At 66.3% G+C, this 20164-nt stretch carries 9 protein-coding genes; 1 reads left to right on the plus strand and 8 read right to left on the minus strand.

Annotated features, from left to right (window positions below; genetic code table 11):
* Nucleotides 1-34 precede the first annotated feature (34 nt).
* The 8 genes from U9J41_RS05190 to U9J41_RS05225 form a co-directional block, all read right to left on the minus strand.
* Nucleotides 35-1114, minus strand: coding sequence for an SGNH/GDSL hydrolase family protein (locus tag U9J41_RS05190; RefSeq protein ID WP_322400629.1), 1080 nt, complete (start codon nt 1112-1114; stop codon nt 35-37).
* The gene (locus tag U9J41_RS05195; protein ID WP_322400631.1) at nt 1111-2214 is read right to left on the minus strand and encodes a glycosyl hydrolase; all 1104 of its coding nucleotides are present in this window, start codon (nt 2212-2214) and stop codon (nt 1111-1113) included. Before U9J41_RS05195 ends, U9J41_RS05190 begins: the two co-directional genes overlap by 4 nt.
* Nucleotides 2211-5084, minus strand: coding sequence for a glycoside hydrolase family 31 protein (locus U9J41_RS05200; protein ID WP_322400632.1), 2874 nt, complete (start codon nt 5082-5084; stop codon nt 2211-2213). Before U9J41_RS05200 ends, U9J41_RS05195 begins: the two co-directional genes overlap by 4 nt.
* A 12-nt stretch (nt 5085-5096) precedes the next feature.
* On the minus strand, nt 5097-6761 hold the full coding sequence (locus U9J41_RS05205; protein WP_322400633.1) for a GH35 family beta-galactosidase: 1665 nt from the start codon (nt 6759-6761) through the stop codon (nt 5097-5099).
* A 73-nt stretch (nt 6762-6834) separates the two neighbouring features.
* Nucleotides 6835-9849: a TonB-dependent receptor gene (locus U9J41_RS05210; RefSeq protein ID WP_322400634.1), complete on the minus strand. Its 3015-nt coding sequence runs from the start codon at nt 9847-9849 to the stop codon at nt 6835-6837.
* 91 nt (nt 9850-9940) lie between these two features.
* Nucleotides 9941-12253, minus strand: a complete 2313-nt coding sequence (locus U9J41_RS05215) for a glycoside hydrolase family 95 protein (protein WP_322400635.1) — start codon at nt 12251-12253, stop codon at nt 9941-9943.
* 52 nt (nt 12254-12305) lie between these two features.
* Nucleotides 12306-14468 (minus strand): exo-alpha-sialidase, encoded by a 2163-nt coding sequence (locus U9J41_RS05220; protein ID WP_322400636.1) that lies wholly within the window; start codon nt 14466-14468, stop codon nt 12306-12308.
* A 32-nt stretch (nt 14469-14500) separates the two neighbouring features.
* Nucleotides 14501-16432 carry a hypothetical protein gene (locus tag U9J41_RS05225; protein WP_322400637.1) on the minus strand — a complete coding sequence of 644 codons (1932 nt, stop codon included), beginning with the start codon at nt 16430-16432 and terminating at the stop codon, nt 14501-14503.
* Between the two features lie 579 nt (nt 16433-17011).
* Between U9J41_RS05225 and U9J41_RS05230 the strand changes: the two genes are divergently transcribed.
* Nucleotides 17012-20077 (plus strand): TonB-dependent receptor, encoded by a 3066-nt coding sequence (locus U9J41_RS05230; protein WP_322400638.1) that lies wholly within the window; start codon nt 17012-17014, stop codon nt 20075-20077.
* The last annotated feature ends 87 nt before the right edge of the window (nt 20078-20164 follow it).

Raw genomic sequence — 20164 nt, forward strand, 5'->3', positions numbered from 1 at the left:
ACGCGGCGGCGCCGGCGCCCCGGCCGGGCGCTGCTTACCAGCCCATCTTCTTGCGGATGAACGCCGTCAGGATCTCGGCATTGTTGCGCTGGTGCTTGAGGCGCGGATGCTGGCCGTAGCCGGTGAACGGGAAGAACACCGTGTCGATGCGTTGGTCGCCGTTCTTGTGCATGTCTTCCACGGCCGACTTGATATAGCCCGGCCACACGGAACCCGCGCGCGTCGCATCCATGCTGCCCAGCGCGCACACGATGTACGCGTGCGGGTACAGCTGGCGGATGCGCTTGACGAAGGTCTCGTACGCGGCCACGCGCTGCGCGTCGTTCGGCTCCGGCTGCAGCTTGTGGTGCTCGCCGATCAGCCAGCTGTCGTTCTGCAGCAGATTGATGACGACGACGTCCGGCGTCCAACTCGCGAAATCCCAGTGCGTGTCGTTGTTGCCGACGGCGCTCAGCTGGTCGTAGAAGTCCGGCATGGTGAACGGGAACCAGCTGATCATGATGCCGATGCCGCTCTGCGACGTCTGGTGCAGTTCCGCGTCCAGGTTGCGTGCCGTGATGCCGGCATACGACAGGTAGCTGTTCTTGTCGCGGACGACGTCGTCGCGGCCGTTCATCGGCGCCTCGTCGCCCATGCCGCTCGTGATGGAGTCGCCGAAGAATTCGATGTGGCGCTTGAGCCGCGCGGGCGGCGCGAGCATCTGGCCGCCGTCCGCCAGTTCCAGTCCGCGGAAGACGGTCGCGCCCTCCTCGCCTTCGGTACGCTTGGTGATCAGGAAGCTGTGCTTGCCCGGCGCGAGGCCGGCCGCCACGTCGTATTTCTTCGTGCCCTGGCCCGCCTCGATGATCAGCGGACTCGCGGTGTCGCCGTCGAGGAATATGTTGAAGTAGTTCTTGCCCTTTTCGTCATCCAGCGTGACGGCCAGCGACGTGCCGGTGAAATTGCCGGCGATGGCCGTGTTCGGCCACGTGATGACGGGTGCGTCGGGCTTCGAAAAATCGATGCGGCCGGTATACGACAGGTTCTTGTCGCTTGGTGCGACGGCGACGCCGGCGCATGCGAGGCCCGCGTGCAGCAGCGCGGCCAGGGCAAAAGTGGTAGTGAGTCGTTTCATTGGGGAGCTTTCAGGAAGGCGGGCAGTTTGTCGAGGGTGATCACGTCCGGATGGTGATACACCTTCGCCTTGTGCGCCGCCGTGTTGTAAAAATCGCCGGTCCAGAAATTGTCCTTGTCGGCCGTGCCGGCGGGCGCGCGGCCGTCGTTCCACGTCAGGAACCAGAGCCAGCGCGCACCGTCCCGCTTCATGTTGTCGGGATCGGGGATGTAGCTGTTCTCGCTCATGGCGACCGGCTTGCGCGTGGAGCCGATGGCGGCCATGCGGCGGTACATGTCGACCTGCGACCTGTACGCCTTCGCATCGTGCTCGTCGTACACATCGTAGCCGACGATGTCGACGACGTCGTCGCCCGGATACCAGGCCGCGTCCTGGCCGTTCCACACCCAGATCAGGTTGTGCAGTCCGTGCCGGTTCACGAGCCGGTCGAACAGGTGGCGGTACAGCAGCACATACGCCGCGGCGTTCGACGCGCCGTCGGTACGCGCGCGGCCCCACCAGAACCAGCCGTCGCCGTGGTTCCCGGACGCCTCGTGCAATGGCCGCCAGAGCACCGTCACGCCGGCGGCCTGCAGCTTCGCGAGCGCGATCGCCAGGCGGTCGATGTCCGCGTCGATCTGCCGTCCGGCGCTGCTTGCCGTGTCGAGACGGCCGGCGCGCACCGGAATCGTGAACGCCGTATTCTTGCGCGCATCCGGCTCGCGCGCATAGAAGTTGGCCGTCGCACCGGACGGATCGCGCCAGTGCCAGCAGAACGTCACGAGGCCGCCGCGGCGCGCCCAGGCGATCGCTTCATCGACCTGGTGCGCGCCGTCGCCCTTCGTCCACGTATTCATGAAGTCGAAGCCCATCAGCGCGGGATACCGGCCCGTGTCGTCGAACACGCGCCGCGCCATGTCGACGCCGTCGTTCCACGTCAGGTCCTGCTGGCCGGCGATGGTTTGCCGGCCCCAGGTCGCGCGCAGCCAGGCGAATGCCGCGCGGGTGCGCGCGTCCGCCTGCGGGTCGGCGGGCGCGTCGGGCGCGTCGGCCCGCGCCGCGGCGGACGCCAGGCACTGCGTGCCCGCCAGCAGCAGCGCGAGCGCGACGCGGCGCTTCACAGCTTGACCGTCACCGGCTTGCCGTCATAGGTCACGGTCTTGTCGAACGCGTCCATGTCCGCGCTCGTCGCCACGCCGGGACGCAGCACGCGCACCTTGATCTGGCGCGTCTGCGGCATGTCCTTGTACGCGCCGCTGCGCGCGCCGATGGTGACCGTGCCCGTCTTGTCGTCCCAGGTGAACGGGATGCGGCTGTACTCGCCCCGTTCGTACGCGTTCGTCACGCCGTCGTCCTCGTACAGGCTCGATTGCCCGCTGGCGCCCGCGTAGACCTGCAGCACGAGCGGCGCGTCCGGCTTCTCGTCGACGTACTGCGTGACGGGGCCCGTCGGGACCACGGCGCCCGCGCGCACGAACACGGGGATGCGGTTCAACGGTGCCGGCACCGCCGCGCTGGTGCCGCCCGCGTAGCGCTTGCCGGTATCGAAGTCATACCAGTCGGCGCCCGCCGGGAAGTAGACGGTGCGCTCGCGTGCGCCGTAGCTCGTGACCGGCGCCACCATCAGCGCGTGGCCGAACAGGTACTGGTCCTTGATGTCCTTGACCTTGTCGTCGTGCGGGAAGTCCATCACGAGGCCGCGCATCATGGTGCCGTTCTCGTAATGCGTGTCGGCCGCCATCGAGTAAATGTAAGGCATCAGGCGGTAGCGCAGCTTCAGGTAACCCACCATCGAGTCACGCATCGCGTCGTCGCCGGCCGCGATGTTGTAGATCTCGCGCTTGACCACTTCGCCGTGCGAGCGGAACAAGGGCGAGAACGCGCCGAACTGGAACCAGCGCAGGTTCAGCTCGCGCCACTCCTTCATGTCTTCCGGCTTGGCCTGGTGGCTGGACGTCGTGCGGTTTTCCTGCGCCGAGCCCACGTCGCCGTACTGGTAGCGGTTTTCCTGCGCATAGCCGCCGATGTCGTGCGTCCAGTTCGGGATGCCGGACATCGAGAAGTTCATGCCCGCCGCGATCTGGTCGTACAGGTTGTTCCAGCGGCCGGCCGTGTCGCCGCTCCACACGGCGACCGAATTGCGCTGGATGCCGGCGAAGCCCGAGCGCGACAGGATGAACTGGCGTTTATCCGGCTGGTCGCGGCGCAGGCCGTCGATCATGCCGCCCGAGTGCACGAGGCTGTACGGGTTGAACGTGATCTCGCCGGGGCCGTAGACGGTCGGGCCGATCAGCTTCTTGAAATCTTCCGGGCGCGAATTCGACAGCACGTCGGGTTCCGTGTTGTCCATCCACCAGGCGTCGAAGCCCTTGTCGACCAGCTTGTGCTGCAGCTGGCGATAATAGATGTCGCGCGCTTCCTTCGTGTACGGATCGTAGTGGCTGTTCTTGTAGCCCTTGCCCACCCAGTCCAGCGCACCGTCCTCGACGTTCTTGGTCCACATATGGCCCTTGGCCGCCAGCTCCTTGTAGTTGTCGGTGTTGGCGTAGAACTTGCCCCAGATGGAGATCATGATGTGCGCGTGCTGCTTGTGCACCGCGTCGACCATGCCTTGCGGATCGGGGAAGCGGACCTTGTCGAAATCGTGCGAGCCCCAGCCGTCTTCCGGCCAGTAGAACCAGTCCTGCACGATGTTATCGAGCGGCCAGCCGCGCTTGCGGTATTCCGCGACCGTGTCCACCAACTGCTGCTGGGTCTCGTAGCGCTGGCGCGACTGCCAGAAGCCGTAGGCCCACTTCGGCATCATCGGCTGCTGTCCAGTCAGCGTGCGGTAACCGCCAATGACGTTGTCCATGCTGTCGCCGCTGATCACGTAGTAGTTCACGGCTTCCGCGATCTCCGACGACATCGTCAGCGAATGGCGCTCGGGCGCGGGCAGCGGATCGTTGTGCGTCATCGCGACCATGCCGCCGGACGGCTTCCATTCCAGGTGCAGCCTGACCGGCTTGTTCGGCTCGAACTTGACTTCGAAGTTGTGGTACCACGGGTTCCAGCCCTGGCGCCACACGTCCATGACCTGCTTGCCGTCGACGGTGAGCGTCGCGTAGTCGGACGCGTACAGCTGCATCTTGTGCACGCCCGCTTTCGGGCTCGCCATCGCGCCGTCCCACACGACCTTGACGTTCTTGCCGCCCAGTGCCTTCATCGGCGGCAGCTCCTTCGGCCAGTTCTCCGCGACGTCTTTCAGGTATTGGTAGGCGATGTCCTTTTCCTGGCGCGTGAACGCCAGCTTGCCGTCGATATAGTAGCTGGCCGTCAGTCCGCCCGGCTTGCCCTGCGCGTCGGTCAGCGTCAGGTCGCGCGACAGCCACGCGTACGGCTTCGCGTCGCCGAAGCGCGTGATCGCATTGTTGTCCCACAGGAGGCCGTAGTTCTTGTCCGAGACGACGAACGGCACCGAGGCGATCATATTGTGCTGCTGCAGCAGCACGTCCTCGCCGTTGTAGTTCATCTGCGCGTTCTGGTGCTGGCCCAGGCCGTAGAACGCGTCCTTCGTGCCGTAGTTGAAGCCTTCCTTGATCGCGAAGAACGGCTTGCCGCCGACCTGGATCGGGGTCATGGTTTCCGCGGCCTGCGTGAGGAAGGGCTTGCCGGCGGCGTCGAAGAACGCCACCCGTCCGTCCTTCAGCGACACCCGGGCCGAGATGTGCGACGCCTTGAGCGTGACGGCATCCTTGCCGTTGGCGACCGTGAAGGTGCAGGCGCACGGTTTCGCCACCGTCATCAGCGACGGCGTCAGTTGCTTGTTCGCGGCGTCCAGTTTCACGACGTGGACGATGTTATCGGCCATCAGTTCCAGGCGCACGAGCTTCGCCGGCCCGGCGTCCGGGCGCACCTCGATGCCGGTGGCGGTCTGCTCGAAGCTGCCCGCGAGGGCGGTGGTGCCGGTGGCGAGCAGCAGGGCTGCCGCGGCGATTCGGGTTAATTGCATGGTCGTCTCCATTTAGTACGTCCCCATCCTTACCTTCAACACGGTCGGCACGGCCGGCAGGTTCAGGCCGTAGTCGGTCTCGTCGCCGTTCCAGTTGCGTTCCATGATCCATTTGCCATCGGCGTCGTAATGGCCCTCTTCCACCCGCGCGAACATCGCGGGCTTGCCGGCGTTGGGGCCGGTGCCGGACAATTTGACGCGGATCTGCTGGCCCACGAGCACGAATTCATTCGGGCCGATCTGCGCGATCGCGACGCCGCCGGACGGATGTTCCGTGCCGTCGGGGTACTCGTTCTTGTCCTTCAGGTATTCGCGTTCGCCGAACTGGAATTCGCGGAACGACAGGTGCGCGTCCCAGCCGTTCATCGCGACGGTCTGCGGCTTGCGGTCGTCGCCCTCGGCCACGCCGTACGTGCGGCCTTCGTACGCCCACTTTGCCCACACGCGCTGCATCGGCGCGAACACGTCGTAGACCTTGGCGAACGGCTCGACCATGCGGCGGTCGGTGAACTTCGAGCCGAGCGGGTAATTGCTGTACATGGCGTAGTCGATGCCGAACGGCGCCACGCCCAGCGCGCCCTTGCCGATGATCTGGTAGACGTAGCGCGCATAACCCGCCGCATTGCCCATCTCCGGCACCATCAGCGGATTGTCGGGACGCTGGAACAGCTGCAGCGTGGCGCTGACCTTGTTCGATTCCGGCATGTAGATGTCCGGGCCGGCGAAATCGATGTGCGGCGCGGCCGCCTTGTAGATGCCGATCACGTCGTAGGTCGGGCCGCCGCTGGCGAAGTCCGCCTTCCATGGAGGCGTCGCCTCGTCCACATGCGGGTCGCGCAGCGCATTGTTCACGTACATCGGCAGGTCGTACACGGCGCGGCCGGCCCTGGCGATGTCTTCGATGTAGCTGGCGATGGCCCAGGTGTGGAAATACTGTTCGGCGTAGTCGCCGTACACCTCGCTCCACGTGCCCTGCTTCGCCCGGCCCTTGGGCGGCGGCTGGTGCGCGAGGACGCTGGCCGGCACCGGCTGCCCGAACGCGGCCTGGGCCCGCGCCGCATAGTCGCGCGCGACGCCGTAGGTGCCGACCTCGTTCTCCACCTGCACCATGATCACGGTGCGCTTGTCGGCGTCGATCTTCCTGATGTGCTCCATCAGCGCCACGAACGCCTTCTTGTCCGCCGCCAGCGTGGCCGTGCCGAACGGCGACAGGCAGTAGCTCGTCTTGCCGTCCTTGTCGATCATGCGCGGAAAGCGCTTGTTGTCGAACTTGACCCATTCCGGCGTGTAGGCCGGGCCGGTATTCTTCCAGGTGCCGAACCACAGCAGCACGAGGCGCATCTTGTGCTCGCGCGCTTCTTGCACGAGCTTGTCGACGTAGCCGAAATCGAAGGTGCCTTCCTTCGGTTCGATCTGCTCCCACGCGACCGGGATCTCCAGCGTGTTCGCATGCGCATCCTTGAGCGCGGCCCAGACCTTCGGCAAGGCGGCCGGGTAGTTGCTGGAATTCTGGGCCTGGCCGCCCAGCACGAGGAACGGCGCGCCGTCGACCATCAAGGCATAGTGGCCGTCCTTGCCGACGATGCGGGGCAGTTCGGGGGACGGCGTCGCCGCGTGGGCGGCCTGGACGGCGAGGAGCAGGCTTGTCGCCAGCAGGCGGAAGGATACGGTTTTCATGCGCGAACGGGTCTCCAATCGTTATCGTGGTTGAAAAGACGGGCGGCCATGCGGCCGCCCGTCCGCGACTCGCTTAGAACGAGTAACGCAGCGACGCCGTGTAGCGGCGGCCGGACACGAAGACCGCGCGGGTCATCATGCCGATCGACTGCTGCATCAGCTGTCGGTATTTGGCGTTGGTCAGGTTTTGCGCCTCGACGCCCAGCGACAGGTTCTCGCTGATATTGTAGAAGACAGAACCGTCCAGCTGGCCGTAACTGTCGGACCACGTCGGCAGCGCCCACGCGACGCTATGCGTACCGACGGCCGGGCTGGCCGGATTGGTGTCGGTGCCGTCGCCGCCGTTGGTGCCGTTGACGTTCACGTTCTGCAGGCTCTTCGAACGCCATGCGTACGCCAGGCGGGCCGATACCTTGCCCTTGTCGTACAGCAGGGCCAGGTTATACGACTGGCGCGACAGGCCTTGCAGCGGCAGGTCGCCGAACGTCGTGCCATTGGTGTCGCAGCCGTTCAGGTTCAGGTTGTAGTTCGCCGCCGAGCTGCTGCCCGAGCAGTACGCCGAGAACACCGGGTGGTAGAGGTCCTGCTTGCTGCCCACGTACGTGTAGTTGGCCTGCACGCCGAAGCCCGACATCCAGCCCGGCAGCTTGTCGAAGTACTGCTGGTACGCGATCTCCGCGCCGCGCGCGTGGCCGCGCGCGCCGTTGACCGGGCCCGTGACCGTGAACGTGTACGGCTTGCCGTCCGTGCCGGTCACATTGTAGCCGTAGGACTGGTTGATGATGATGTCCTTGAGCTGCTTGTTGAAGACGGCGAACGTCAGCGAACCGGCCGGCGCGAAATACCATTCGGCCGACAGGTCGACCTGGCGCGACTGGATCGGCTTCAGGTTCGGATTGCCGCTGCCCGTGCCGGTCAGCGTGACGTTATTCACGTGCAGCGTGTTGGTCGGCGTGTCCATCGTCGAATCGACGTTTTCCGACAGCGTCGCATAGCTCTGCAGCTGCGAATAGTCCGGCTTCGAGATGCCCATCGCGGCGGCGAAGCGGAATTGCAGCTTGTCCGTCGCCTTCATGCGCAGGTTCAGGCTCGGCAGGACGTTGTGGTAGTTGTTGCTCGCATCCTGCGCGGCAGAGAAGCCGGCGATGTTCGGGATGGCCGGACCGACCACGGTGGTGCCGGCCGCCGGCTGGGTGTAGGTCGGATTGAACACCGTGTAGCCGCGCGCCTTCAGCAGCGTTTGCACGTAGCGCACGCCGATGTTGCCGTCGATCGGATACTTCAGGTCGTCGAAGCCGAAGCGCAGCTGCGTGTAGAACGCGCCGGTGCGCTCGGACAGGTCGTTCGTGCCCGCGGGGTCGGTGCCGAACGTTGCCGGCGCCCAGGGCGTGCACGGGTTGGACGAGCCGGTATCCTTGTTCGCCTGCTGGCACAGGATGTCGTGGTAGCTGTGCAGTGTCGCATAGCTGCCCGGATAACCGGTGGCCAGCGCCACGTTCGGGAACACGAGCGCCGGGACCGGGGTGTCGTTGTTGAAGAAGTTCGTGAACTGGTGGAGCTGCGTCTGGTTCGAGAAGCGCGGGTCGCCGAGATAGGCGAGCTTGCCGTTGACGTCGCCCTGCCACGGCTGGCTGACCGCGGCCCAGTTGAAGCTCGGATTCGAGTTCGTCGTCGTCGAATCGGCCTTCGTCAGGCGCACGCCGAAACGTACGTCGCGCAGGATCGGGCTGTCGAACGTGTACTTCGCATCCGTCTTCCACGCCCATTCGCCCGCGTGGCTGTCGTCGAAGTGCTCCTGGGTGAACGCCCAGTAGTAGTTGTTCGGATCGGCCAGGTACGCCGTCTGGTACTGATCGAACGTGAGCTTCGGCACGGAGCCGGACAGGTCGACGTTCTCATATGGCATCTTGACGGCGGTGGCGACCGTCGAGTCGAAGCTCTTGCTCGTCGCGCGCACGCGCTGCACGTCGGTGTCGATCTGCCAATCGCTGGACGGACGCCAGGTCAGGTGCCACGAGATGTCGGTCGTGGCGGAATTGCGGTTCGCGGCGCGCGTGTCGGCGCCGAAGTCGATGCCCTTGTCGGCCGTGTCGGTCAACGTGCCGGTCAGCAGCTGGCCGTTGGCGCCGTAGGTGCCGTTCGTGACGCCGATATTGTACGGGCTGGCGGACGAGAAGATCGCCTGTTCGTCCCACTGCATGCGGTACTTCGACTTGAAGTACGTCAGCGTGGAGTTCAGCGTGGCGTCCTTCTTCCACTGCAGGGCGCCGTAGATGCCTTCGCGCTTGCGGTCGAAGTTCAGCGTGCGGTACTGCGAGCCTTTCGGCACCCACACGTTCTGGCCGGTGACGACGTCGCCGCGCTGGTAGTAGGGCTCGACCTGGAAGGCGTCGGTGCGGGTGCCGCTTTCCGAATACGCGAGGTCGACGAGGGCGCCGACTTCGCCGAAACCCGTCTTCCAGCGGTCCGAGAACATGAAGGAGCCGGACGGCTGGCGCTTGCCCTTCTTGAGTTCCGAATACGTGTCCTGCAGCGACGCGGCCATCTTGCGGCCCTTGAAGTCGAACGGCAGCGCCGTGCGCAGGTTCACGAGGCCGCCGATGGCGCCTTCGATCTGTTCCGCCGACGGGTTCTTGTAGATGTCGATACCGGCCATCAGTTCCGGCGGCACGTCTTCGAAGTTCAGTGCGCGGCCGCCGTTCGCGGAGAACGAGTCGCGGCCGTTCAGTTCCGAGCGGGTGTACGACAGGCCGCGGATGGTCACGCCCGAGCCTTCGACCGAATAGTGTTCCGGGTCGCCCTTGGACATCGTGCGGTCGATGGTGACGCCCACGACGCGCTGCAGCACCTCCGTGATCGAACGGTCCGGCAGCTTGCCGATGTCGTCGGCGACGATCGAATCGACGATCTCGTCGGAATCGCGCTTGATCGCCTGCGCCGAGTCCAGCGCCTTGCGCTGGCCCGTCACGACGACCACGTTGGCACCGGCGACCTGCTGGCCCTCCGTCTGCGCGACCGCCATCCCGCTGGCCAGCAACGCGATTTGCGTGGCCGCCAGCGCGATGGCTGTTTTCTTGAACTGATACATTTACATCTCCTCTTGACAAACAAAGGGCCCATCGAATGACGGCGCCCGCTCACTGCAAAAAGGCGACCTCCCGGGTCGGCCCTTGAACTTCTTAAAACTGTGCCGCGTCCAGGCGCCGGCTCTCGCCCGGGCGCAGTGTCAACGCGACGGTCCGGTCGCCGTAGCGCACCGTCGCGCTCCCGCCGCCGGCGACCGAACGCACGGCGGCATCGACGAGGCGGCCGCGCTGCCAGCGCATGTCCACCTCGAAGCCGCCGCGCGCACGCAAGCCCTTGACTTCACCATCCGGCCACGCGGACGGCAGCGCCGGCAGCAGCTGGATCGCGCCGGCCTGCGACTGCAGCAGCATTTCCGCGATGCCGGCCGTGGCGCCGAAATTGCCGTCGATCTGGAACGGCGGGTGCGCATCCAGCAGGTTCGGGTAGGTACCGCCCGCATTGTTGTGCTCCGAGCCTGGCCCCGCCTGCTGGGCCGCGCGGGCGCCGGGAGTGGCCAGCAGGCCGCGCAGCATCGTGTACGCGTGGTCGCCGTCGTACAGGCGGGCCCAGAACGCCATCTTCCACGCCATCGACCAGCCGGTGCCGGCGTCGCCGCGGGCTTCCAGCGTGCGCTTCGTCGCCGCGGCCAGCGCGGGCGTGCGCGCGGGGCTGATCTGGCGGCCCGGGTACAGGGCGAACAGGTGCGAGACGTGGCGGTGCGTGTCGCCCGGCGTGTCCAGCACCGGATCCTTCTTCTCCTCGAGCCACTCGAGCAGCTGGCCCCAGCTGCCGACCTTCGGCGCCGCGAGCTTGTCGCGCATCTGCGCGAGGCGCGCGCGCAGCGCCTGGTCGACGCCGAGGATGCCGGCCGCCTCCACCGTGTTGTTGAACAGGTCCCAGACGATCTCCTGGTCGTAGGTGACGCCGTCCTCGACCGGGCCGTGCTCGGGCGACCAGCCCTGCGGCGCGACGAGGCGGCCGTCCGGCAGTTCCTTCAGGTAGTCCTGCCAGAACGCGCTCGCTTCCTTCATCATCGGATAGGCGACGTTGGCCAGGAACGCCTTGTCCTGCGTGAACGCGTAGTGTTCCCAGAAGTGCTGGGCATACCAGGCGTTCGCCGTCTTGTTCCACAAATAGCCCATCGCGCCGAACGGATTCGATTCCGTGCGCAGGGTCCAGCCGCGCACCGGCTTGCCGTCCCTGGTCTTGAATTCGGCCGCCGTCGCCTGGCGCCACACCGGCGCGACGCTCGTGACGAAGCCGAAGAACGGCTGCGCCAGCGCGGACAGGTTCGTCACCTCGGCCGGCCAGTAATTCATCTGGATGTTGATGTTCGTGTGGTAGTCCGAATTCCACGGCGGCGTGAGGCTGTTGTTCCACAGGCCCTGCAGGTTGGCCGGCAGCGAGTCGCGCGAGCTGGAGGCCAGCAGGTAGCGGCCATACTGGAAGTACTGCGCCTCCAGTTCCGGATCGTTGCCCGCTTTCGTGTAGGCCAGTATGCGCGCGTCGGTCGGCAGCGCGCTGCGCTCCGGCGCGCTCGTGCCCAGATCGAGCTGCACGCGTCCCAGCAGGCCGGCGACGTCGCGTTCGTGCTCGGCGCGCAGGTCGGCGACGGGCCGCGCGGCCGCGGTCGAGACCTGGGCCGTCACGCGCGCCAGCGGCGCCCCGCCGTTGAAGTGGCGCGCGGCGTCCGCGACATAGCTCGTGCCCGCGCCCAGGATCAGGGTCAGCGCATCGCAGCCGCTGAACACGACGCGGTCGCCCTCGACGACCGCCTTGCCGCCCTCGTTCACGACCTGCACCTGGCTCGCGTAATCCAGCGCGTTCGTGCTGGGCGCCTGGCCCGGCAGGGTCCAGCCGGCGAGCGTGCCCGTCGCATACAGGCGGTTGTGCGCGGCCGCCAGGTGCGCGCCGTGGCGGTCGGAGAGTGCGATCGAGCCGCTGTACTGGCCGGGCCGGTCGGCCGTCAGGCGCAGGACGATCACCTGCGCCGGATGGCTGGCCCACGTCTCGCGGCGAAAGTGGACGCCGCCGTGCGTGTACGTGACGGCGTGGATGCCGTGCTCGAGGTCGAGCGTACGATGATAGTCCCGGGCGTCGGCGTCATGGCCCGGCAGGTCGACGACGACGTCGCCGAACGGCTGGTATGCCCCCATCGTCGTGGCGTCGCCCGACCACAGCGTGATGTCGTTGAACTGCAGGTGCTCGCGCGCGACACCGCCGAACACCATCGCGCCGATGCGGCCGTTGCCGATCGGGAGCGCCTCGCGTTCCCAGCCCTGGTCGTTGTCCTGGGCCGGGCGGTCGTAGCGCAGCACGAGGCTGGGCGCGGCCAGTGCCGCGCAGCCGACGCTTGCCAGCGCCAGCGCGAGAATCGATTTGTGCGCGGCCTTGCGCGCGACCGTGAGCATTCGAGTGGGCGTCATGTTATGAAATCGATTACAAAATGGGGCCATAAAAATCGCTGTCCAAGCGCCGTCAATGCGCGGCGGGTTGGCCGTAGATGATGCCGCGGCCGGCGGTGCTCATGTAGACGACGCCGTAGCGGTTCATGTCGCCCACGATGAACTGGCCGTCGCCCGGTCCGCCGTACTGGTGGGCGTCGTCGTTGATGCGGGTCCAGCTGGCGCCGGCGTCGATCGACCGGTGGATGCCGCGCACGCCGCCGACATCGCCCCAGATGTAGACGGCCGGGTCATCGTGTCCCGGCGCCGCCTTGCCGAAGCCGACGGCGCCGCAGTAACGCACCGGCGCGAGCGCGGTGAAGTGCGCGCCGCCGTCGACCGAACGTACCAGGCCGCCGTTCTTGAGTGCGACCCACACGTCGCCTTTCCGGCCCGGCGCGACGCGCACGCGGTGCGATCCGCCGGCAGGCAGCGCGGCACGCGGAGCGAACGTCGCGCCGCCGTCCGTGCTGGCGAGCAGCGCCGCGCCGTCGTAGACGTAGAACACGTGCGCGTCGAGCGGGTCGGCCACCGGCCGCAGGTCCGGTGCCGATAGGCCCGCCGCCCGGGTCCACGTGGCGCCGCCGTCGCCCGAACGCCAGACGTCGTTCGCCTTTTCGGGCGCATGCAGGATCACGGCGCCGTCGGCCGACAGCGCGACGTGTCCGCGCCGGCCCATCAGCGCGGCCGTCTTCTTCCAGTGGGCGCCGCCGTCGTGCGTGACGAGCATGCTGTCGCCCACGCGCACCATCGTGCGGGAGTCCCTGGCCGCGATGGCCAGGCCCGTCGTGGTGCCGATCTGCGGATCGTGGATGCGGCCGTGGCGCGCCGGGTCGTCGTGCAGGAAGCCGTCGTAATCGCCGATGGCCGAGACGAGCGGGCCGCCCGGGATGCTGGCGAAGTCCAGCGGCACCGTCTCTTCCAGGCCGTCCACCGTGAAGGTCCACGTGGCGGGCGCCGCGTCGATGTTCGCGGTGCGGAACACGCCGTTGCCGGACGTGACCCACACGGCGTGGGTGTCGGCCGGATCGAATTCGACCGAACCGGCCCAGTGGATCGCATGGCCCTTCAGCCACGGTACCCCGGCCGCGTCGCGCACGAAGCCGCGTGCGACCACGTCGGTCCAGGAGGCGCCGCCGTCGTGCGACAGGAAGATGCGGTCGCCCTTGGCGTCGCCCTGCGGCAAATACGTGTTGATGGTCGACACGACGAGGCGCTGCGGATTCTTCGGATCGACGCTGATGCCGGCGAAGGGCCGGGTCCAGCCGGCCGGCGTGATGTTCGTCCACGCGCCGCTGGCGATCGCGTACTTCCAGACCTGGCCCCGGTCCATCGGCTCGCGGCCGCTGCGGTCCGGATGCGGACCCGCGCCATTCGCGAACGTGACGATCAGGTTCCCTGCCCCATCCGGCACGGCGCGCTGCGGCATCAGGTCGACGGGCGCGCCGGCCACCGGCACGAACGTGGCGCCGCCGTCGTCGCTGCGGTACAGGTTGGGCCCGACGGCGCCGAAGCGCGACACGCCGGCGAACACGCGGCGCGCCTGCCCGTCGCGCACGCTGGCCGGGTCGGGCACGACGACGTCGATGCCCACGTCGTTCGGCGTGATTGTGACCGGCAGGCCCGCCACGCGGGTCCAGGTGCGGCCCGCATCGGTGCTCTTGAACAGGCCGTCGCGGCGCGTGCCGACGTACAGAAGCCTGCTGTTGCCCGGGTCGACGACGAGGCGCTCGCCGTCCTGGCGGCCCATGCCGTTGCCGTGGGTCTTGAACTGGTGCGTGACGTCGACGATGGAAAAGGTCTTGCCCGCGTCCGTCGAATGCAGGATCGCGGTGCGCCCGCCGTTCAGGTAGGCGATGCCGGCGAGGAGCCAGATATTGTCGGCGTCGCGCGGATCGACGGCCAGCGAATCGATGCCGAGGTAGCCCGTCTCGCCTTCCGCCACCCAGTCGAGCAGCGGCGACCAGCGCTTGCGGCGCGGATCCCAGCGATAGGCGCCGCCCACGTCGGTGCGCGCGTACGCGACGCCGGGCGTGGCGCGGCTGGGCACGACGGCCGTCACGAAGCCGCCGCCGCCGATGACGACGCTGTCCCACACGTACGGCGCCTGCTGCGCGCCCGCGCTCCCCGCCGGCAATGCCAGCGCAAGCGCCATGACCATCGAGGACCAATACGGGCCGGGCTTCAGCGACTTCATCGAACCGTCTCCATCACGCGTACATACACCTTTTAGCTCTTGAAAACCCGGAAGCTGTGCGCCGGGATCACGACGTCGCTCGCGGTGTCGCGGCCCGCGCCCGGCACCGTCTCGGCCGCCGGACGCCGGGTGCCCGGCGCCGCGTGCTTCACGACCTTCACGGTCGTCGCGGCATCGCGGAACGACTCGATCACATACGCGCCGTTATCGTAGGTGAACAGGCTCACGCCGGCCGGCGCCTCGATGCGCACGGGCGCGTCGGCCATCAGGTATTTCTTCACGCTGTTCATCACGCCTGGCGGCATACTATACAGGTCGCCGATATTGCTGGGAATGGACAGGATGTAGAGAATGCCCTTCGAATACCGGTTCATCAGCAGCACCGGAAAGCCGCGCGCGCCCGCCACGCCGCGCACGATCGGCCAGGCGTCGTTCGTGAAGTAATGCAGCTCGGGGAACAGCACGTCGCGCGGCGCGACCTTCGGATCGTCGCGCAGCGATTCGCCGTTGCCCGCGCCATAGCCGTTGTAGTAGTCGTTCAGGAGCACCTGGTTGCCCGTCGCGTAGACCTCGACGAGGTCCTGGAAACCCCGGTCCTTGCGCCCGGGGTCCTGCGTCGCCTTGACGAAGCCGGACGTCACGAACACGGACTTCCCCGCTTCCAGCTGGCGCTTCACCTTGTTCAGCACGTCCGGATCGCTGGCCGAGGCCTGCGTCAGCAGGATCGTCCGCGCATCCTGCGGAAAGCGCGCCGTCAGCGCGATCGGGATACCCACGTTGCCCAGGTAGTTGGGCAGGAAGTCTTCGGCGGACGACGAATTGGCGGGCCGGTAGGTCGGGATGCCGGTCGGATTGCCCAGCTGGTCCAGCGCGGCGTCGATCTGCTTCAGCGCCGCGCCGGCCGCGAGGCCCCAGCCCGGCGGCGCTTTCGCGTCCGGATGGGCGGACGTCCAGTCGGCCACGATGCGGTCCCAGTTGAAGCTCGTGTCCTCGTGCGCCCACGGGCGCTCGCCCGCGACGGCCGGCGTGTCCTGCGCGGCCGGGTGCCAGTTGAACAGCGTGATCTCGGGCGCCTTCGCCAGCAGCGTGTCCCACAGCTGCTCGGCGTAGCGGTCGACGTAGCGGATCGAATACGTGTCGACCCAGCCGCCGCCGTTCTTCCCGTCGCGGCGCAAGGTGCCGTAGTAACGGATGATGTTGTACGACTCGTACTGCTGCAGCAGCTGGTCGGTGATGACCGGGTCGCGCGTCTCGGTGCCGGCGTAGATCCCGTCGAACATCTCGGGCTGCTGCGCGAGGTCGAAGCCGAGGCCCTCGAAATGCTCGTACCAGTTCGGATATTTGATGACGACCTTGACGTTCGGGTTGGCGGCGCGCGCCGGTGCGAGGATCAGGTCTTGCGACACCTTGCGCATCGTGGACAGCCGATAGTCGGTCCACGTGCGCGCGCCCTTGGCCTTGATGTCGGCGTCCGACTTCGACGTGTAGAACGTGAAGTCGTCGAGGATCACATGGTCGAAGTGGCGCGCCATCAGCGCCATCGCGCGCTTGCAGGTGTCGCGGTCCTGTGGCGACTCGTAGTCGAAGGTCATGAACTGGCCGTTGAAGCCGCCCGCCGCCAGCGTGACGCCGCCCGCGACCTCGATGCCCTTCGCCTGGAACTGGCGCTTGACGGCCTCGATCTCGGCGTCGCTGGCGAAGTGGTGGTCGCGGTAGCCTTCGATATACACCTTGTCGAACGGGACCTGGCTCATGGCGCGCGCGAACTGGTGCGCGAAGACCTGCGGGTCGGCGAGGCTCTGCGTGACGTTCACGGGGATGTAGATCGCGGTCCTGAAGTGCTTGTAGTGACCGGCGCCTGCGGCGGCGCAAGCCGGGACGGGAACGAGAGCCAGCGAGGCGCCGCCGGCCACGGCGAAAACAGCCAGCGCGGCGGCGGCAAGGCGGGTAAGCGTGGTGCGCATGGGATCTCCGTATAGTTTTCCAGCACTACTTATTGCTATGCTAAGCGAATCGATGTTAGAGGCGCAAGGAAAATGTTCGCGCTAACAGCCAAATATGTCTTCCGGCGAGGCGTTTAGTGTGTTTAGTGGTCCTACAGGGATACACTGCGCGACGCTGTGAAAAGATAGCGCTTTCAGGTCACAATTGTTGTATTTATCTCACGTCTGACAAATTTTTTTGACGGCCATGAAATCGATTGCGTATAACATTGAATCGTGATCTTACTGCTGGGAACGATTTTGTACGCTATCACGGCCGCGATCTGAAAATTCCCGTTTTCACTCGCAAATTCAGTGCCTTGCCAGCGGTTGGGCGGCGCGCACTCCCCGCCGCACGTCCGACCGGGAGTGAGGCCTCGCGGCGGCGTCCTTTCCACCACGGGCACACGGCAGCGTGTTGCGTTGTCACAAAACTGACACGCACATGAGCCAAGGAGAAAAGATTTATGGTAGCGTACAACAACCAGTGTTAGGCATCACAACAACCCTGGCTTTGTTAGAGCTTGTTATAAAAACACTACCTGTACATCGGGGGAGATAATGAGGAAGTTCCAGAAGACCGCAATCGCGGCTGCGGTTGCGCACGTAGCCGTCCTTTCCAGCGCCGCAGCCTGGGCCCAGACGAACGGTGGCACCAACACCGATCCGAACGCCGCCCCGGCGGCCGTCGTCGTCGTCAGCGGCCAGCGCGCCGCGCTGCAATCGGCACAAAAACTCAAGCAGGATTCGGACGAAGTCGTCGACTCGATCGTCGCCGAAGACATCGGCAAGCTGCCGGACCGTTCGGTGACCGAGGTGCTGCAGCGTATCGCCGGCGTCACGATCGACCGCAACATGGCGGGCGACCCGAACCGCCAGTCCGTCGAAGGCTCGGGCGTGTCGGTGCGCGGCCTGACCTACGTGCGTTCGGAAATCAACGGCCGCGACGCGTTCTCGGCCGGCGGCGGCCGCTCGCTCGGCTTCGCCGACGTGGCGCCGGAGCTGATGGCCGGCGTCGACGTCTACAAGAACCCGTCCGCGGAACAGATCGAAGGCGCCGTCGCGGGCCTCGTCAACCTGCGCACCGCGATGCCGTTCGACTACAAGGGCTTCAAGGGCTCGCTGGGCGTGTCGGAAACGTATTCCACGCTGCGCAAGGGCGCCCCGTCCCCGACCGGCACGGTCCTGCTGTCGAACCGCTGGAAGTCGGACACGTTCGGCGAATTCGGCGCGCTGGTCGATTTCGCCAAGGCGAAAAGCCCGACCCGTTCGGATGGCGTGGGCGTCGACCCGTACTGGCCGCACGTGAATTCGACCGATCCGGCCAAGTACGATCCGGCCAAGACGCAGTGGATTCCGCTGGGCGTCGGCTATCGCTCGCAGAATTTCGACCGTGACCGCCGCGGCGACTATGCCGCCTTCCAGTGGCGTCCGAACAAGGACCTGACGGCGTCGCTCACCTATTTCAAGACGCACTACACCGAAGACCTGGACGAGCACGTCGTTTCCTCGTCCGAGGACAAGTGGTACCAGCAGGTTGCCAGCGCCGACGCCGTCTTCAACAGCAATGGCGTGTTCCAGAGCGGCACGATCTCGAACCCGACCTATGGCGGCTCGCCGTTCAACAGCTCGCAGCGCATCAACAAGCGTGTCAACGGCACGGCGGACACCTCGCTGAACGTGCAGTGGCGCGTCACCCCGGACCTGACCTGGACCAACGACTTCCAGCACGTCCGTTCGACCACCGAGGGCTTCGACGCCGACGTGTCGACCGGCTTCATCATGCCGAACCAGACGATGGACATGACCGGCAGGGTCCCGCAGATCACGCTGGGTTCGGCGGCCTACATGGCGGATCCGAACAACTACTACTGGGCCTATACCCAGGAGGCGCTGGACCACGCCCTGGCGACGCAGAACGCATGGAAGTCGGACTTCAGGTACACCTTCGACAATCCGGTGCTGCGCGACGTGCGCTTCGGCGTGCGGCTCGCCAACCGCGATGGCGAGAACCACAAGGCCCAGAAGTTCTACAACTGGCAGGCGATCACGTTCCCGTGGATGGAAGGCTGGCAGATCCCGCACGTTGCCCGCCTGGGCGATCCGCGTTTCGCCGGCGGCGCGTCGCTGCAGCAGATCGACAACTTCTTCGGCGGCAAATACAACCTCCCGCCGATGCTGTTCGCCGACGAGGCGACCGTGCGCGGCTTCCCAGACGAATGGGCCAAGATTCACGCCTACCACGACGTCCTGTGCAAGGAACAGGGTTCGACCTGCGACCCGTGGGTACCGGCGACCTTCAACGATCCCGCCGCGACCAACAAGCAGAGCGAGAAGACCCGCTCCGCCTACGGACAGCTGCGCTTCGGCTGGGATGACCTGAAGTACCCGATCGACGGCAACGTCGGCCTGCGTTACGTGCGGACGAACGACTCCGGCAGCGGCTACGTCGCGTACACGCCGCCGTCCACCATCACGGCAACGGATGGCGCCACCTTGTCCGGCCAGGAAAACCTGATCACCATCGCCCCGTTCGCGCAACAGATGGCGGTCCACAATTCGTACAGCAACTGGCTGCCGAGCCTGAACCTGCGCCTGAAGTACAGCGACAAGCTGCAGTTCCGCTTCGCCATCGCCAAGGCGATGGCGCGTCCGGACTTCGGCCAGTTGCAGGTCCAGACGACGCTGAACGCCACGAACCTGCAGACGACCACCAAGGACGCTTCGGGCAAGACGACCGCGGTCCATATCGACGGCACCAGCCTGACCGGCACCAGCGACGGCAATGCCATGCTGAAGCCGACGACGTCGACCAACATCGACCTGACCGCCGAGTGGTACTTCGCCAAGGCCGGTTCGCTGACCTTCGCGGTGTTCAACAAGGACCTGAAAGACATCATCACCACGCAGGCCTACAACTACACCGCGACCGACGTGGCCGGCAAGCCGCAGACCTTCGTCGTCACTGGCCCGGTCAACGGCGCCAAGGGCTTCGCCCGCGGTTTCGAGATCGCGCACCAGCAGTACTACGATTTCGTCCCCGACTGGCTGAAGGGCATCGGCACGCAGGCAAGCTGGACCTATGTGTCGAGCGAGCGCACGCTGAACAAGCCGGTGTACAACGCCTGGTGCCAGGGTAACGACGCGTCGTCCAACTACAACCTGTACATCAACGGTTGCGATACCGACGGACGTGCGTTCGGCAAGACCCCGCTGCAGGGCCTGTCGCGCCACACGATCAACCTCGCGGTCATGTACGAGCAGCACGGCCTGTCGATGCGCCTCGCGTACAACTGGCGTTCGCGTTACCTGCTGGGCGTGAACCAGTGGGGCAGCCGCGGCAACAACGGCCTGAACACGAACCCGGCCGCGCCGGCCGACAAGTACCTGATCCCGACGACCGTCAACGACCAGGCATTCGGCCTGCCGCTGTACCAGGCGCCGTACGGCCAGCTGGACGGTTCGATCTTCTACGACTTCACGGACAAGTTCCGCGTCGGCCTGGAAGCCACGAACCTGACGAACGCGTACACCCGCCAGATCATGGAGCAACACGCGGGCAGTTTCACCCGCCAGGTCTTCATGAGCGGCCCGCGCTACACGATCCAGGCGCAGTACTCGTTCTGATGAAACGATTCCCGCGCCAACGGGAATCCGCGTGATTCGATACAATTAACGTTCGATCGCACCGCACCGCCGCCGCGGCCGACAAGG

Source organism: Massilia luteola (assembly GCF_034420155.1).
Taxonomy (GTDB): Bacteria; Pseudomonadota; Gammaproteobacteria; order Burkholderiales; family Burkholderiaceae_D; genus Telluria; species Telluria luteola.

Excerpts from the sequence above, each read along its gene's own strand:
- U9J41_RS05220 (WP_322400636.1), bottom strand. The coding sequence starts at position 14,468 with ATGAAGTCGCTGAAGCCCGGCCCGTATTGGTCCTCGATGGTCATGGCG.
- U9J41_RS05215 (WP_322400635.1), bottom strand. The coding sequence starts at position 12,253 with ATGACGCCCACTCGAATGCTCACGGTCGCGCGCAAGGCCGCGCACAAA.
- U9J41_RS05190 (WP_322400629.1), bottom strand. The coding sequence starts at position 1,114 with ATGAAACGACTCACTACCACTTTTGCCCTGGCCGCGCTGCTGCACGCG.
- U9J41_RS05210 (WP_322400634.1), bottom strand. The coding sequence starts at position 9,849 with ATGTATCAGTTCAAGAAAACAGCCATCGCGCTGGCGGCCACGCAAATC.
- U9J41_RS05225 (WP_322400637.1), bottom strand. The coding sequence starts at position 16,432 with ATGCGCACCACGCTTACCCGCCTTGCCGCCGCCGCGCTGGCTGTTTTC.
- U9J41_RS05205 (WP_322400633.1), bottom strand. The coding sequence starts at position 6,761 with ATGAAAACCGTATCCTTCCGCCTGCTGGCGACAAGCCTGCTCCTCGCC.
- U9J41_RS05230 (WP_322400638.1), top strand. The coding sequence starts at position 17,012 with ATGAGGAAGTTCCAGAAGACCGCAATCGCGGCTGCGGTTGCGCACGTA.
- U9J41_RS05200 (WP_322400632.1), bottom strand. The coding sequence starts at position 5,084 with ATGCAATTAACCCGAATCGCCGCGGCAGCCCTGCTGCTCGCCACCGGC.